The organism is Clostridium psychrophilum (assembly GCF_018861705.1).
In the GTDB taxonomy this organism is placed as follows: Bacteria; Bacillota; Clostridia; order Clostridiales; family Clostridiaceae; genus Clostridium_AD; species Clostridium_AD psychrophilum.
The window spans coordinates 36,885-52,986 of record NZ_JAHLEC010000005.1 but is presented as its reverse complement, the minus strand read 5'-3'; the positions used below and the strand labels follow the sequence as shown (position 1 = coordinate 52,986).

Genomic DNA, 16,102 nt, shown 5'->3' with positions numbered 1-16,102 from the left:
TCCCACTTCTATAAGTGGGAGGAAAACTACCTTAGCAGAAATAAAACTTAAGTGAGGGGTAAATCTCCTTCTTAAGTCGCTGCAACGACCTAAAGGAGATGATTTATCTCTTTCAGAGATGATGCATCTTCTTCGAAGCTGCTATAGCTCCACAAGAGATGATTTAATACTAATTTTTGTTACTTCTAATTTGCAAATTTAAAATTACTATTTAAATCTAATATCTTATCTTTAAAACCTGATGATGCATAAATTTTAAAATTTGTTGTAGTAACTATACATGAAGCTTTTGGAATACTATTAATAAACTTAATTCCCTTTTCTGGTCCTAAACCAAAAACTGTTAATGATAAAATGTCTGCTATCATTCCATTATTAGGAACACTCTCATCAACAACTACAGTAACACTCATAACACCATTATCCACTGGGTAACCTGTGGCTCCATTAAGTATGTGATGATATCTTTTACCATCTTGAATAAAAAATCTCTGATAATCACCAGATGTAGATATTCCTTGATTAGAAATTTTAATAATACCAAGGTAATTAGAACTATCATAACTTCTAGGGTGTTTGATACCAACCGACCACGAATTGCCTTTTCCATTTTTACCAATACCATAAATAGAACTTGAGCCCAAATTTATTAGACCATTTTTAATATTATAGGTTTGGTATATCTTATCTACTTCATCAATAGCAAACCCCTTTGCAATACCTCCTAAATCTATAGCCATTCCTGTTTGTGTAAGCATCACACTATTACTTTTCTCATTTATTTTAATTTTATTATAACCAATAAGTGGTAACCTCTCCTTAATCTTAGCATCCGAAGGTTTTTTAGAAGTTCCCGTACCTATACCCCATAACTTTACAAGAGGACCAATACTGATATCCCATACTCCATTACTTTTTTTTGAGTACTTCTGTGATGCCACTAACATTTTAATTATCTCTGGATGAACTTTCACATATTTTTTCCCTGCAGCATTATTAATTTTGCTAACATCACTGGTAGCTATTGTAGAACTTGCCATATCATTAAGTTCTTTTACCTTTTTTTCACTTTCACCAACTGCTTTTTTTGCGTTGGATCCATCGGCACTTAATTGCATAGATGTATCCATTGATATAAAGCTCTTCTCATATATCTGTTTATTTACTCTGCTATTAACCCACCAAAATCCAATAGGTAAAATAAATAATACACAGACTGCTATTATATAAACATTTTTTTTCATTAGTAATCCTCCATTTTTCATTCAATATATATCTCTACGTATTTTAACATAACCATTTTAATATAAACATTACTTTTTTATAATATTGTATATAATTGATATCATATCAAATTATAATATGCCTTAATTTGAGTAAATCTAAAAATACAAATAAGTGCTGGAACTTTAATTACTCCATCACCTACATCAAATAATCCACTTAATATTTATGCTATTATTTAAAATAAAAATATCATGCTATTATAGTACAAAATAATTATACTCTTATTATCATACATTTGATATTTAAATAGTATATTTCATCAAGAATTGTATATTAAGCATAAAAAAATTTTATTTTAATCATAAAATGACGAATTTGCTCATACTGTAGTTTAAATTGTTTTAGACAAGATTGAATTTTTTAAATAGTTGCTTTATAATAGAAAAATATTGTAATAATAGATTTTATTATGGAGGCGGATTTATGTTATCAAAATTAAGAGAACTACTAATAGGTAAAACTCTAAAAACAGAAGAGTTAGCAGGAGAAAAATTAAATGTTTTTTGGGGGTTACCTATATTAGCTAGTGATGCTGTTTCTTCAGTTGCATATGCAGGAGAAGAAATTTTATATGTATTAATAGGTGTTTTAGGTCTTATGTCATATAAATATATGTTTTATGCTGCATTATGCATTGTTATATTATTATTTATACTTGTATTCTCTTATAGGCAGACTATTGATAGTTACCCAAATGGTGGTGGTTCATACATAGTTGCAAAAGATAACCTTGGTACAATACCTGGGCTTACTGCCGGTGCATCTCTTACTATAGATTATATACTGACAGTTGCTGTTAGTATATGTGCTGGAACTGCAGCAATTACGTCAGCAATGCCATCTTTGCTTCAACATAAAGTAGCCGTAGCTATTACAATGTTAGTAATCTTAACAATAGGTAATTTGCGAGGGACAAAGGAATCCTCTAAACTTTTTGGTGTTCCAACATATTTATTTATTTTTTCTTGCGGAGTACTTATTGTCACTGGTATTGTAAGACATTTTATTTTCGGATACTCGCCAGCACCTTTATATCCAATTCCTAAAGCAATAGGTGATATTACATTATTTCTATTCCTTAGGGCGTTTGCTTCAGGTTGCACTGCATTATCAGGGGTTGAAGCAGTAAGTAATGGAATACCTAATTTTAAAGAACCATCACAAAAAACTGCAAAATCTGTTTTGGGTTTACTAGCTTGTTTAGTTCTTTTTATTTTTGGTGGACTTTCTTTCCTAGCAACAATTTATCATCCAGTACCTGTTACAAATGTGACAGTATTTGCTCAAATTGCTCAGCAAGTTTTCGGAAAAAATATTATGTATTATATTATGCAAATTACTACTGCGGTAATTTTAGTAATGGCTGCAAATACAGCCTATGCCGGTCTACCGTTGTTGCTTTCTTTAATGGCACAAGATGGATTTGCCCCAAGGCAGTTTTCACAAAGAGGAAAGAGACTAAGTTTTTCAAATGGAATAATAGTACTCGCAGTAGCAGCTGGTGTGTTAATTATTCTGTTTAAAGGGGATACTCATTTGCTTTTGCCTTTATATGCAGTAGGTGTATTTTTATCTTTCACACTTTCACAGTTTGGAATGTTCTTAAAATGGCACAGAAGTAAAGCACTTGGATGGAAACATAAGTCATTTATCAATGGGCTAGGTGCTACTGTAACCTTGATTACAGTAACACTAATAGGTATAACAAAATTTCTACATGGAGCTTGGATAGTTTTTATTGTAATACCTTTACTTGTCTATTTTATGTTGAAGATTAAAAATCATTATAATAAGGTTGTAGAACAGATTAAATTGTCTAACAATCAAAGACCTAATATTGGCATGAAAACAAATAATGATCAACATGTAATAATCCTTTTGGGCACATTAAATAAATCATTCTTAAAATCATTAAATTGTGCTAATAGTTTATCACAGAATGTGGTAGCATTTCATGTATCTACTGATACAGAAACTACAGAGAAATTAAAAAAGAAATGGAAAGAATATAATGCTGGGATTCCATTAATAATAGAACATTCTGCGTATAGAGATGTGGTTGGACCTCTAATGAATTTTATAGAATCTGAAGATCGAGCTTCAAAACATGGAGAAACTGTAACGGTTGTCTTATCACAGTTTGTTATAACTAAGTGGTGGCACAACTTACTTCATAATCAAACCGGATATTTTATAAAAAGTATGCTATATAAAAACAGAAATGTTGCAGTACTTACAATTCCATACATAATAAAAGAATAACAAATCAAAAATCCTTGGCTTAAGCTAAGGATTTTTAATTATAGACAAGTAATAAATTCTTCTATTTTAAAATTTAATATATATTCCTTTTTAAGTACAGGTTCTTATTATATATTAATTATTTTTTGTATTTTTGTATATATTCTAAAAGTGCCATACTAACTAAATCCATGCTTTTGTGCTCCTCGTATGCTTCAGTGAACTCCTTAAATTGTTCCCAAACATATGTATATAATCTAATAGTATTAGTCGTCTTAAACTCATCATTAAGCATATCTTCATCAATTGTTAACTCTTGTAATTGTGACACATCAATTACAAGTTTGCAATCTTCTTTTTGATTTTCTAACATACACTTATCTGCTAATTTCTTTTGTTTTATTACAAAGTCATAAGCCGAATCAATTGCTTCCTCTATGCTATCCTCATTAAAGTTCATGCAAGAAATTAAGTCATCTAAAATCAAACAAAATTTAGAACTTGATTGGATTCTAACCTTAAATCCTTCATCTATTAATTTTTCTAGTTTATTCATTTTTCACACACCTTACTTTTATATATATTTTAAAATATCACTTTACTCTAATGAATGGTAATGTTTTTATATTTATCTATATATATCATGCCTTGATTTAATGTATATTATGCCTTACTTTAATAATATTTGTTTAATGATTCCATTAATATCAAGTTTTTATTTAAAATCAAATATAGATTTTTTTATTATATCTAGTATAAACAAAAAAACTTATGTAATTAACAAATCACATAAGTTTTTTTGTTTACATCACCAACTAAAATTCATTTCAATATATGCCCTAAACAACCACCAAAACAATTTAAAAATTAATGCTTTAAACTATTATATTAATATAAAGTAACCTTTTCAACAAAAAAATTGATATTGTTTTTGGCTTTTTTAACTTTATGGTTTTAAAAACCTTGTGATTAAGTTATCACCAATGTACAATATTATGAAAGCTCCCACTAAAAATCCCCATCCGTAAGTTCGCCAATATGTTAATGCTATAAAACTAATTAATACATACCAAATAAGCTGTATACCATAGTAATAAATTTTTTTCATGTTTTATTCCTCCAAATTTAGTTATTTGATACAATTTTCCTAAAGTTACACAATATATGAACGAATATATTTTGTAGCTTATTAGTACAAGTTTTCTCTAAGTCTTTAGCAAAGCAGACCCAAATGCAACTGTATCAACATTCATTTTTAACAATAGAAAGCTACCAATTAAGGTAGCCTGTCATATATAAGTAATTGCTTATTTCTGCATATCATTTACCATATATCAATTGTTTAATTTTCCCATCAATTTACTTACTCATTTTATGATTTTATTTAAGCATCTTCAACATAGATTCTAGTATACCAATACCTTCTTCTTTATATACTACTGACAACATATACAGCTTTCTTACGCCTTCCATTGCCTTCTGTATGCTCTCTTTACTTTTAGTATTAACATAATACCAGTAGTTACCATCAGTGCTTCTTAACTCTTTCATATCCTTACTAGGATGCTCATTTAAATTCCAATAGCTTTTACTAGGTTCCTTTGTTAAATCATTAAGATGTTTTCTGCCTGTTAATGCCATTTTAATTCCCCCTTTTATTTTATAAAACATATACTTTATTAATTAGTAAACGTCATATAATCCATAAGTTTAGAAAACTGCCTCTACACCTTTCTAAATTTTAAACCAACTTTCCCTGCATTATTAAAAAATAAATCACTGTTTGTAGTGCATACACTAAATTTGAGTGTTTTTTTATTATTACATAAGTAATAATTTATATATCCATATATGTAGATTATATCATTGTTTACTGCCCATTAGAGTTATGAATTATAATTTATCTAATCACCCTAATAAAAGTGTTAATTATTACAAACATAAAACAATAACTATTGTTTTCATAAACATTATATCGGTTTTGCTTTATTCCTTTTACAAAAAATAAAAAAGCCCTTTTAAAAGCCTCTTTAGTTGTTCCTTTATAAAATAACTGCATTCTCTATATACTGAGCAAATAGTTCACCATTGTTTTTAAACTCATCTTCATTAACTATTTTACAATCTTCCCTTATTGTTATCTCAGGATTTCTTAATATTAACTCTATGTTTCTTCCATGTTTATTGGTTAGTTGATTATAATTATTTTTAACATATTCTAATGAACTCCACATATCATTAATGCCAGATTGACCATTTAAAACTTTTTTTCTCAATTTCATTACAAATTCATCTTCAATGCACAAATTACTTGCAAAATAATCCATATTTTCTTTACTCCAGTTAGACTCATCATTCAAATCAACATCAAATTTTAAAACGTTAATTGGTATTTCCAATAATAATCTTACTTCGCCCGAAGTAAGTTCTCCTAATGAAAATCTTATTTCATCAATTATTACTGCTACTGTACTTAAATTAAAATCACCTGTTCTAAATTTATTACTAATTTTTAAAAATCTTCTCTTTAAAGCTGATTCATTCATAAGTTTCCACCCCCTTTATTTTATATTCAAAGCAAAGGTATTATATGTATAAAAAAGCATAATATTATTAAATAACTAAAAAGAACCGATTATATTAACCAGTTCTCTAAGTATTTATATTTAATTAAAGTGGGGCGTCTAATTAATAAAAATCAATTACTTTCTATGTCCTTATATTAGCTTATTTTTATGTCAGTATAGTGACAAAAATAAAAATGAATTGTTAATAATAACTATTATTAACAATCTTAGTTGTATAAATATAGAATATTTTAGTGCCCCATATATCAGCTTAGAAACACCTTAGTATATCAATAATTATTGATACATTAAGGTGTTTAACTATAATAATTAATTACTTTATTCGTATACCTAATGTACAAATTTATTATCCCTTATTATATTTGTGATTCTTTTTATATATTTTGTTTCTTCTTCATCTTCAATTAGTTTTTCTTTTTTATTATTCAATACAATTCCATTTTTCTTATTATTACGGATTTTATCCCTTATACTGTTTTGTAAATTACATAAGTATGACCAGTCTTCTTGATTTATGTTTTTTGGTATAGTCATCTGTAATTCATTGCATCTTAAAATTTCATTGATTAATTGTAATTTTTCCTTATATTCTTCTCTCTTTTCATCAATCTCAATTTTACCCTTTATATCTAATACTATTATTTTAAAATCAATATCTTTTATCCAAGAAGGTTTTTTCTTTTTAATTAATTCTTTGGGATTATTAGCATAACAAAATATTTTAAAGGCTAGTAATTGTAATCTATATGCTTCACGCTTTAATTCATATATTTTTTCAACTTCTAGATAATCTAATGGAAGATTATTTATAAATTCAATTGGTGACTTTACGGAATATAATTTGTTTAATAAATTTTGCAAATATAATTTTTTTAAAAAATCATAATAATCTGACCATTTATCTTCTGCCATTCCAGCTTGTTTTTTTTCTTTTAGTAGATCTATTATTTTATCTGTATTAAAACAATATTGACTAGCATTGTGTTTTTTTAATAATATAAATAAATCAGAAATTTTATTTTGCATTATATCCCATATATTTTGTTTAATATTTTTAGGCCTAACTAAACCTAAAAGCACCGTAAAATCGTTGTAATAATTTATCTCCAAAATTATTTTTTTAATTTGTTCTTCTAATACTTCAGTAGACTTTTTCAATATATAATTCCATTCATTGTGTTTAATATAAGAGGGCTTATTATTATTCAAAAATTTATAACATGTACTAGCTTCGAGTTCTCTAACATTTTTACAATTTCGATTTTCTCCTAGGAATTCATTTATAGCAACTTTACGAATATCTAACCATTTTTGTGTTGATACATAAATAGGTTTTCCTTTTTCTAATATTTTCTTACTTTCATAATATGCCTTTCGTTCTAAATCATTAATTAACATATTTTTTAAGAAATTACTAATACCCTTCACCTTATTCACCTCGTACATAATTATTTTATCAGCTTTTATATATCCATATTATATCATAATCAAAATAATATTTTACAATTATTACAAAATTTTGTTAGAATATCTTTTAGCTTTTAATAAAATTCATATATGTCAAACTAAAAAAAGCAGGATTTCTCCTACTTTTTTAGTGTTAAAACTCAACGATGGAAAATACGCCTAAGATATTCTAGTTGAATAAAAAAAAGAGCAAGATTTCTCCTGCTCAAGTATTAATTTTGAAATTAGAATATAATTAAGAAATTTTATGTATAAAAATGGTAAAAGTATACTATATTCAGCTTTATGACATATTAATAAATGTCATATTATCTATTTTTATAGAAAATGGTTGTGGTGAAGTCAATCCCGTAGGAGCATTACCACTATAGAAAAACAGTGCATTACTTGTTGGATCATTTCCACTAAGTGATTCGTTTGCAGCCTTAACAGCATTTGCCTGTGCCGTTCTATTAATGTTGCCATTTAGTACCGGCGTAAACTCGTAATTTCCACTTGTCTTTTGATTAATAACAGCACTTATTGTGTTTGGAAAACTGCTACTCTTAACCCTATTTACAACTACTGCACCTACCGCTACCTGTGCATTATAAGATTCTCCACCGGCTTCAGCAGTTATCAATCTAGCCAACAAGTTCAAATCGCTTGCTGTATATTGAATTGCAGCATTTTTACTTACTATAGGTCTCGTCTGTACTGTAGTAGACCTAGTTGGTTCAGTTGTTTTTATAACTTGTTTTTGAGATTTTTCCTGTTTATTACTAACTTTTTTTGAATTAACTAACAATTGTTTTGATGCAGCATTTTGTTTGTCTACAGACGATTGTCTTGCTATGTTAGCTTGCCTATCTACAATAGCTTGTCTATCTAATATGGCTTGTCTTTTTGCAGTTGCTTCATCTATTACCAGTTGCGCACCGTATTGTTTTTCTTGAGCATCTAATTTTGATACCAATACCTTTTGAGCTAATTTTTGTTTCGTTAAATCAGCTAAATTCTTTTTATTATCAACTCTCAAGGATAACAACTTTTTATTTCCTGTATCTAATTCTACCTTCTTTAAATTAATAGCCGTCTCTTTTCTTTTCAAATCATCAATAACTTTTTGATCAAAGTTTACTATTTTTTTAATGTTCTCTAATCTAGATATAAAATCATCTATGCCATTTGAGTCTAACATAATGTTTATATAACTTGACGACCCATTCATATACATAACTCTCATTCTTTTATCAAAAATAACCTGTGCTTGTTTAATATTAGCCTCTGATTTTTTAATATCTATTTTAGTTTTTTTAATATTTTTTTGTGTTAAAGTTATATTCTTTTCATTGCTATTGGTTTTAGACATAATTGTTTCAATATGATTATTCATCATCTCGACTTTATTTTCAAGGTCATTTCTTTGAGTTTGAACCTGCTGAATTTTTGCCTTATCAGACACAGAATCTGCATATACGCTATTAAAACTAAAGCTCATAGTTACAACAATTGCCATTATGGCTGAAAATAATTTTTTGTTCAATTTTCCATCCCCCTCACATAATAACATTTTTTCTTTAAATATATTATGTTAAAATTTGATCATTTGAACATGATAACATAAACAAATATGTTTAGCAAATATTGGGTTTATAACCTGTGCACTTAAAAAACTAATTATGCACATCATTTATTTACAATAAAATAACATCTTTAACGGTGTATATATAATTACATTTAAAGATATTATTTAGCGTAATTAATCAATAAAACAATCACATCAGTGCAAATTTAACCGTAGTTGAAAACATTTATCTCAATGTTACGATCTATACTTCAAATATCTCAATATACTCTGTATTGTGATACATTTCTTGAACATTTTCATTATCTTAATACATTAATTGTATATCATTATTAAATCAAAATAAATTATCATAAGAAAGAATTTTTACATAATTCAATATATATTAGATTATGATAATATTAAAATAGAACTAAGATGTGGAGTAGAAATGAGACAACAAATTAGAATATTATTATCAATAATAGTAATATGTGTAAGCATGCTTATTCTACTGTTCATATTTAAGGTATTAGGTTAAGCCTTAACTCAAATGAATTTAACTATCAGATAAATTCAACACTTCACGGTGAAAGTAAGGAAACTTAGATTAAACTTTCATCATAATTATAATATTCTTACTACATATAAATAATTTTGATACTCAAATTAAACTAAGGGTAATTAAATCCGGATTAATATTAGCACCTACAGTGGTAATCAAGCTTCTCTATGTTCGTTCTTAGCCACTTTGGATATACTTAGGTAATTTTGTAAAGCAAAAGATATAACATCTTACAGCTCATAATTAAATTTAATAATACTAATCACATTATAATCATATAGCTTACTATAAGTATTATGATTTTCTCACTTAATAACCGTTAAGGTTATTAGAATATATTTTTATGAATTGGTTTTTTATATTTTAATTGCATAAATTTCACATATGCTTTAACATTAAATTATGATGATTTACTTCTTCTAGTTCTATAATTTTGTGTTTATTTTTTAAATATATCTGTTAATAACAAAACAATCACCCCTTGTGTAATTTGTGATTACATAAAGAATGATTGTATATTTATCGTTAGCAACTAAAATCAATTTTCAGCATATATCATCAAGGAAAACTTTAATTACAATTACAATGGTTTTTCTAAACGTTTACCATCATATTATGCCATTTAAAGACTTTATCCTTCAAATTCCTCTGGATACTCAGCATTGTTATATACATCTTGCACATCTTCATTATCTTCAAGCATATCTATAAGTTCTTGTACCTTAGCTGCACCTTCCATACTAGTTGGTATCATATTATCTGGTATCATTGTGATTTGAGCTGAAGCAAATTCAAAGCCCTTTTTCTCCAAACTTTCTCTTACTTCTCCAAAACTTTCTACAGATGTTATAATTTCAAACATTTCTTCTTCAACATTGAAATCTTCAGCTCCAGCATCTAGAGCTATCATCATTACTTCATCTTCATCCATATCATCAGTTCTTTCTATGATAATTTGTCCCTTTTTAGCAAACATCCAGCTTACACATCCAGCTGATCCCATATTTCCATGATGTCTATCAAAAGCATGTCTTACTGTTGCAACGCTTCTATTTTTTTTATCTGTTAATGTTACTACTACTATTGCAACACCTTCTGCTCCGTATCCCTCATAAACTATTTCTTCATAGTTTACACCTTCGAGTTCTCCTGCACCTTTTTTAATTGCTCTATTTATTGTTTCTAGTGGCATATTGTTTGATTTAGCTTTTGCGACTACATCTCTAAGATGTGCATTAGCATCTAGTTTTGAGCCACCATTCTTTGCTGCCACTATTATTTCTTTACCTAGCTTTGTAAACACTTTACCTCTTATAACATCAATTTTACCCTTTTTCTGTTGTATGTTGTGCCATTTTGAATGTCCTGACATTTTAAATCCCCTCCAACTAATTATTTTGTATGTGAAATATTTCCAACCTGTTTTAATAAATAGCAATACCTCTATGAATTAGTTATAAGCACATAACTAATTCATTATATCATAGAAATAAAGTACTATTCAAATAAAGGAAACTATATATTACTTTTCCTGTAAAACTAAAGCAAATGATTTGAAATACTATTGTACAACCTATTTTCTAACTTAAAGTATACTTTGATCTCTTCTACGTTAAACAAAGCCTTGCCAGACGTAACCTCTGTTATTTCTGTTTTTAATTTTTCTAATCTACTAAATTGGCAAAGTATTTCAATTAGAACTTTATCAGTATACTCTATATGCTCTATAAAGAAGTTCTCTCTGCTACAAACATGTTGTAGCTTTCCAAGTAAATCATACTCAATTATAATTTTTATTAAAATTCCTTTAACTTTTTCTACAACGCCGCCTTCTTTAATAGCTAATGAAGTGCCTTTTGAATATGCTCTTGCAAGACCTCCTGTACCTAAAAGAATTCCTCCAAAATACCTAGCAACTACAACTGCTACATCAGTTAAATCACTCTTTTTTAGGACTTCAAGCATTGGAATACCTCCTGTGCCTTTAGGTTCACCATCATCACTATATCTTTGAACTTCTTTATTTTCGCCGATGATATAGGCATAAACATTGTGCCTTGCTTGTTTATGTTCTCTCTTAACACTTTCAATAAATTTTTTAGCCTCGTCTTCACTTTGAACTCTTTTACCGTGTCCAATAAATATAGATTTTTTTTCTTTAAATTCTGCAATTGATTCATCTTTTATTGTAAAATAGCTCATTTCTTTCTCCCATCGATATTAAATGTTATAGATAAAATTAACTTCTAATTTTATCTATAACTTTTGCATTAGCAGTAAAAAACTCTGAGCAGCTTCAATTATGTATTTTTTATCTGTATTTTTATATATACTCTTTATTATTACAATCGCTTTTTCACTTTTTATCTTTCCGAGTGATTTTATAGCATAACTGATTACTTGTGGATTATCATCTTTAAGTGCTCTAATAAGAGCTCCTTCCGCTCTTATATCTCCAATTTTACCCATAGCAGAAACTGCCATTCTACGTACATTTATGTATTTATAAACAGAAGCCTTAATTAAAATACTCAGAGAAGATTTTTCTTTTAATTCCCCTAAAATCCAAACCGCAACCTCTTTATCTTTAGGATGCATTTCTACATAATTTGTTTTTATTACCTCTACTAATTTTTCTTTATTTTCTTCACTCATTGAATTCAAAAAAAATATTTTATCTTCCTTACCTGCTTTGGCAATGCTTTTGAAAACATCATCAATATCATTGCTATGCACTAAAAATCTATATTTTATTTTACCATCTATTATGTGTTTTTGAACAATGGCATTTTCTAAATTTCTAATCTTACATATGGCCTCCGTAGTTTTGCCCTCTAAAAACAAGAAATAAGATATTTCTTCATCGGAATATTTACTAATGCATAACCAATCAATATCTACTAATCCTTTCTTCAAAAGCTTCTCTCCCTATATTCTAGATATTTTTGACCTATCATCTAATATCTCTGAAATTATTTTGATTCCTTCTTCTATTTTTGATTTTCTTATTTCTGAAAAACTCAATCTAAAATAATCATTACCTTCCTGAGCGTTCTTATAAAACAATACTCCTGGCGTAATAAGAACTTTTCTAATCTTGCACATATAAAATAGTTCCATGGAGTTAATTTTTAAGTAAGTTGCTACCTTAAAATAAAAATGAATTCCACCTCCTGGATTATAATAACTAACCTTATCACCTAAATATCTTTGAATACAATTTATCATAAAATTATATTTTTCTTTATAAGCCATATTAAGGCGACTTATGTGCTCTTTCCAAAGGTCTTTATTAATATATAAATCTAGAGCACGTTGCATAAGACTTGAAGTTGATATGTCTGTGTTTATTTTTGAATTTTGAATTAGCTCTTTATGTTTCTCTGGTGATATCATATATCCTAACCTTATTCCGGGAAGAAATATTTTCGAAAAGCTCTTTATATATATTACTCTATCATTTGAATCTAGGCTTTTAAAACTCCTATATAACTTACTATCATATATTAATTCAGATAAATAATCATCCTCTACAATATAAAAATCATACAACTCAGCGAGTTCTAATATTCTTAGTTTTTTGCTCAAACTATAGGTTGCTCCTGTAGGATTTTGAAAATAACTCATGGCATAGAAACACTTTATTTTATCCTTTTTAAGTATCTCTTCAAATTGGAGTAAATTTATACCATCTTCTAACATATCAACTTCAAATATGTTAGCCCTTCTCCATTTAAAGACAGTTAACGCTCCTCCATAGGTTGGCTTCTCTACAACAACATTATCATGAACATTTATTATTGATTTTGCTACTATATCAATACCCTGTTGTGCACCAGAAAGAATCAATATATCTTCGCTGCTCACCTTATTGTTCCAAAAAAAACTACTTATACTATTTCTAAGCCCTTCGTACCCCAATGATTCCTTATAAGCAAAAGCCTCCGTACCATCTCTATCTAAAACCTCGTTTAATACGTTTTTAAATACTGTTACTGGGAAAAATTCACTACTATTAATCTCTCCAGTAAAATCCACATAATTATTTAAATCATGTCCAGATATTTTTCTTAAAGTATTAGAATATTCCTTTTTAAACTTAATGTTAGTATCTCTTCTTTTAGCATAAGTACCACTACCCATTTTTTGATATGCATAACCCTCAGCTTCAAGCTTTTTATAGGCACTAACAACAGTGACCTCATTAACCATTAATATTTTTGATAATTTTCTTATTGATGGTAGCTTCTCACCATCATCAATAATGTTTTCATCAATCATCTTTTTTATATGTTTTGATATTTCTACATACTTAATGCTTTCACAATCAAAATTAATCTCATATTTATTCATATTTTCACCTATTTGTTTCAATAATATTAAACGAAATAAACATTTTGGTTAAATAGGATTTTATCCTTGTCTATTTTAAAATCTCTACTTTCTTTTTTTATAATGTTTCTTTCCCATAATTTATTAAGTACTTCTTCCATATCTATATCAAAATTCTTAAACAAATCATCATTCACAATTTCCTCAGAACTCAAGAATGTATCTTTTTCCCTCATATAATTTAAAAGCAAATCACAATTACTTTTAATACTTGAGTTTATACTTTTCTCTAAAAATGTCATAGTTTCTTTAATTGTTTCTATAGTATTAGATTTTTCAAAAAATAATTTATCAGTACATTGTTTTAGATTATCATTTAAATCTATAGCCATTGCCATAACATCCTTACTAATCATATATCCTGATGAATTAACAAATAATCTTGAATACTTTTCTGTACATCGTATAGCTGTACTATACGCTGTATAAATACCGTTGCTTGATAAATATTTTTTACATACTCCAATATCTTTTAGGAGTTTTCCTAAAAAATACAATCCCCAACGTTCCCTATCAATATCTGGGAAAAACCTACCACCATCGTATCTAATTGTTATGTCCATATCTTTTGAAAATACTAATCTTGAAGCAGAAAAAATTCTATGCCAATATCCTCCTTTTAAACTATCGGAGAAAGTTTGTATGAATTTTTCTTTGCCCATAAGTTTAATATGAACAGGAATATTCTTTTCCTCTGTATATATATCTCTAATTTTCTCGAAATTTTTATTAACAATTACAATAAAATCAATATCTGACTCTTCCCATAAATCGCCTGTTACCATACTTCCAAAAATCATTACTGATAAAACAGTTTCATCAATTTTTATTCTATCTAGTACACTATTAAAAGCATCTTGATATTGCAAAATGGTTTTTGTCATTCCTTCCACTCCCCCAATTTTCATATTTTACCAAATTAAAATATGATTTATTGTATTAAGATATCAATTTTCTTACAAATGTTTAATTGATTTTAATTCTTTTATAAAAATAATAGATTAAATACTATTATATAATCTTTTGTCATCATTTATACCCATATTATCAGTTCAATTGTCAAAAGACTCATAATATATTCTTATCATTAATTATAGCACTATATTTTTCAAAATTACAAATATTACTTTGTAGTTTATTGCAAACTAAACATATTTTTAGCATAATATTGCATGCAAAGTTTTTATACTATTTACCTTTACCATTTTTCGATATACTAGTCATCATAAAAAAATTTATGATTTTCTATTTAAAAATAAAGAGAATCAAGTTTAGTATAAATCAACTCATCCTCTTTATTATTATTATTATTATTATTATTATTATGAAAAATCATTTACAATCATATTTGGCAAGTTTGAGCATATTATCAACTTTACATCTTAATACCTTAATTAGGTCATCCGAAATTTCATTAACTCCATGAACTAAATCTATTGCGTCTTTTATTTTAGAACTGCTTCCAAAGTTTGTATTAGCTAAACTTGCTGCCGTAGCTGAAAAATCAAGAGATGCAAGACCTAATGTATATAAAGTATCTGTTAATGGTTTTACATCATTTTCAAAATAAGCTCTTGCTTTAAAATCTAATGGCAATCTGTCCAACTCAAATCTTAAGATATTTATATTTGTAACCTTATCAGTCAATGATTGAACATAGTTATCACATGTGTTGGTGGTAGTTGATGTCCCCGTGGTACCAGAAAGTAACTGTTCCATTTCACCACCTTCATCTGTATTCTTATATTGCTCATTCATTTCACCAATAACTTTTTTCACATAATTGCTAACTATCTCTTGTTGACTTAATTTTCTGTTTTGTTTTTCTCCATTATCTGAATTTGATTTTCCCTCTCCCATATCTACTCCTAATCCTATGATAATGATATTTACTTAATATCTAATTATATAAATCGACAAGGGATTTTATTACACTTTTGATGAATTTTATCATAAATACTAAAAAAGTCACTTTTATTCATTAAACATTAAACATTAAGATTATCAATAACCATT

General features: G+C 27.4%; 14 protein-coding genes. 1 reads left to right on the top strand and 13 read right to left on the bottom strand.

What is annotated here, in order from left to right; genetic code table 11:
- Positions 1-185: 185 nt before the first annotated feature.
- Positions 186-1,244, bottom strand: a complete 1,059-nt coding sequence (locus KPL38_RS02600) for an FAD:protein FMN transferase (RefSeq protein ID WP_216286553.1) — start codon at positions 1,242-1,244, stop codon at positions 186-188.
- A gap of 466 nt (positions 1,245-1,710) precedes the next feature.
- Between KPL38_RS02600 and KPL38_RS02595 the strand changes: the two genes are divergently transcribed.
- The gene (locus KPL38_RS02595) at positions 1,711-3,549 is read left to right on the top strand and encodes an APC family permease (protein ID WP_216286550.1); all 1,839 of its coding nucleotides are present in this window, start codon (positions 1,711-1,713) and stop codon (positions 3,547-3,549) included.
- Between the two features lie 118 nt (positions 3,550-3,667).
- On the opposite strand, the gene KPL38_RS02590 is transcribed toward KPL38_RS02595, so the two are convergent.
- The 12 genes from KPL38_RS02590 to KPL38_RS02535 form a co-directional block, all read right to left on the bottom strand.
- Positions 3,668-4,084 carry a hypothetical protein gene (locus tag KPL38_RS02590; protein ID WP_216286548.1) on the bottom strand — a complete coding sequence of 139 codons (417 nt, stop codon included), beginning with the start codon at positions 4,082-4,084 and terminating at the stop codon, positions 3,668-3,670.
- Positions 4,085-4,474: 390 nt separating this feature from the next.
- Positions 4,475-4,636: a hypothetical protein gene (locus KPL38_RS02585; RefSeq protein WP_216286546.1), complete on the bottom strand. Its 162-nt coding sequence runs from the start codon at positions 4,634-4,636 to the stop codon at positions 4,475-4,477.
- A gap of 272 nt (positions 4,637-4,908) precedes the next feature.
- Entirely contained in the window at positions 4,909-5,169 is a 261-nt protein-coding gene (locus KPL38_RS02580; protein WP_216286544.1) for a hypothetical protein, read from the bottom strand.
- Between the two features lie 401 nt (positions 5,170-5,570).
- Positions 5,571-6,074: a hypothetical protein gene (locus tag KPL38_RS02575; protein WP_216286537.1), complete on the bottom strand. Its 504-nt coding sequence runs from the start codon at positions 6,072-6,074 to the stop codon at positions 5,571-5,573.
- A 372-nt stretch (positions 6,075-6,446) separates the two neighbouring features.
- Positions 6,447-7,562, bottom strand: a complete 1,116-nt coding sequence (locus KPL38_RS02570; RefSeq protein ID WP_216286535.1) for a hypothetical protein — start codon at positions 7,560-7,562, stop codon at positions 6,447-6,449.
- A 304-nt stretch (positions 7,563-7,866) separates the two neighbouring features.
- Complete coding sequence (locus KPL38_RS02565) at positions 7,867-9,108, bottom strand: cell wall hydrolase (RefSeq protein WP_246577783.1); 1,242 nt, start codon at positions 9,106-9,108, stop codon at positions 7,867-7,869.
- A 1,217-nt stretch (positions 9,109-10,325) separates the two neighbouring features.
- A complete protein-coding gene (locus tag KPL38_RS02560) occupies positions 10,326-11,066 on the bottom strand; it encodes a YebC/PmpR family DNA-binding transcriptional regulator (protein ID WP_216286533.1) in 741 nt (246 codons plus the stop codon).
- A 167-nt stretch (positions 11,067-11,233) separates the two neighbouring features.
- Entirely contained in the window at positions 11,234-11,896 is a 663-nt protein-coding gene (locus KPL38_RS02555) for a YigZ family protein (protein WP_216286531.1), read from the bottom strand.
- 54 nt (positions 11,897-11,950) lie between these two features.
- The gene (locus KPL38_RS02550) at positions 11,951-12,610 is read right to left on the bottom strand and encodes a HEAT repeat domain-containing protein (protein ID WP_216286523.1); all 660 of its coding nucleotides are present in this window, start codon (positions 12,608-12,610) and stop codon (positions 11,951-11,953) included.
- A 12-nt stretch (positions 12,611-12,622) separates the two neighbouring features.
- Positions 12,623-14,047 carry a MocR-like pyridoxine biosynthesis transcription factor PdxR gene (gene pdxR, locus KPL38_RS02545; protein WP_216286521.1) on the bottom strand — a complete coding sequence of 475 codons (1,425 nt, stop codon included), beginning with the start codon at positions 14,045-14,047 and terminating at the stop codon, positions 12,623-12,625.
- Between the two features lie 26 nt (positions 14,048-14,073).
- The gene (locus KPL38_RS02540) at positions 14,074-14,970 is read right to left on the bottom strand and encodes a nucleotidyltransferase domain-containing protein (RefSeq protein ID WP_216286519.1); all 897 of its coding nucleotides are present in this window, start codon (positions 14,968-14,970) and stop codon (positions 14,074-14,076) included.
- A gap of 448 nt (positions 14,971-15,418) precedes the next feature.
- Positions 15,419-15,946 (bottom strand): hypothetical protein, encoded by a 528-nt coding sequence (locus tag KPL38_RS02535; protein WP_216286517.1) that lies wholly within the window; start codon positions 15,944-15,946, stop codon positions 15,419-15,421.
- Between the last annotated feature and the right edge of the window lie 156 nt (positions 15,947-16,102).

Bases quoted from the DNA above. Each gene is read 5' to 3' on its own strand.
- KPL38_RS02595 (WP_216286550.1), top strand. From the start codon at position 1,711: ATGTTATCAAAATTAAGAGAACTACTAATAGGTAAAACTCTAAAAACA.
- KPL38_RS02555 (WP_216286531.1), bottom strand. From the start codon at position 11,896: ATGAGCTATTTTACAATAAAAGATGAATCAATTGCAGAATTTAAAGAA.
- KPL38_RS02600 (WP_216286553.1), bottom strand. From the start codon at position 1,244: ATGAAAAAAAATGTTTATATAATAGCAGTCTGTGTATTATTTATTTTA.
- KPL38_RS02590 (WP_216286548.1), bottom strand. From the start codon at position 4,084: ATGAATAAACTAGAAAAATTAATAGATGAAGGATTTAAGGTTAGAATC.
- KPL38_RS02540 (WP_216286519.1), bottom strand. From the start codon at position 14,970: ATGACAAAAACCATTTTGCAATATCAAGATGCTTTTAATAGTGTACTA.
- pdxR (WP_216286521.1), bottom strand. From the start codon at position 14,047: ATGAATAAATATGAGATTAATTTTGATTGTGAAAGCATTAAGTATGTA.
- KPL38_RS02560 (WP_216286533.1), bottom strand. From the start codon at position 11,066: ATGTCAGGACATTCAAAATGGCACAACATACAACAGAAAAAGGGTAAA.
- KPL38_RS02580 (WP_216286544.1), bottom strand. From the start codon at position 5,169: ATGGCATTAACAGGCAGAAAACATCTTAATGATTTAACAAAGGAACCT.
- KPL38_RS02570 (WP_216286535.1), bottom strand. From the start codon at position 7,562: ATGTACGAGGTGAATAAGGTGAAGGGTATTAGTAATTTCTTAAAAAAT.
- KPL38_RS02575 (WP_216286537.1), bottom strand. From the start codon at position 6,074: ATGAATGAATCAGCTTTAAAGAGAAGATTTTTAAAAATTAGTAATAAA.
- KPL38_RS02585 (WP_216286546.1), bottom strand. From the start codon at position 4,636: ATGAAAAAAATTTATTACTATGGTATACAGCTTATTTGGTATGTATTA.
- KPL38_RS02535 (WP_216286517.1), bottom strand. From the start codon at position 15,946: ATGGGAGAGGGAAAATCAAATTCAGATAATGGAGAAAAACAAAACAGA.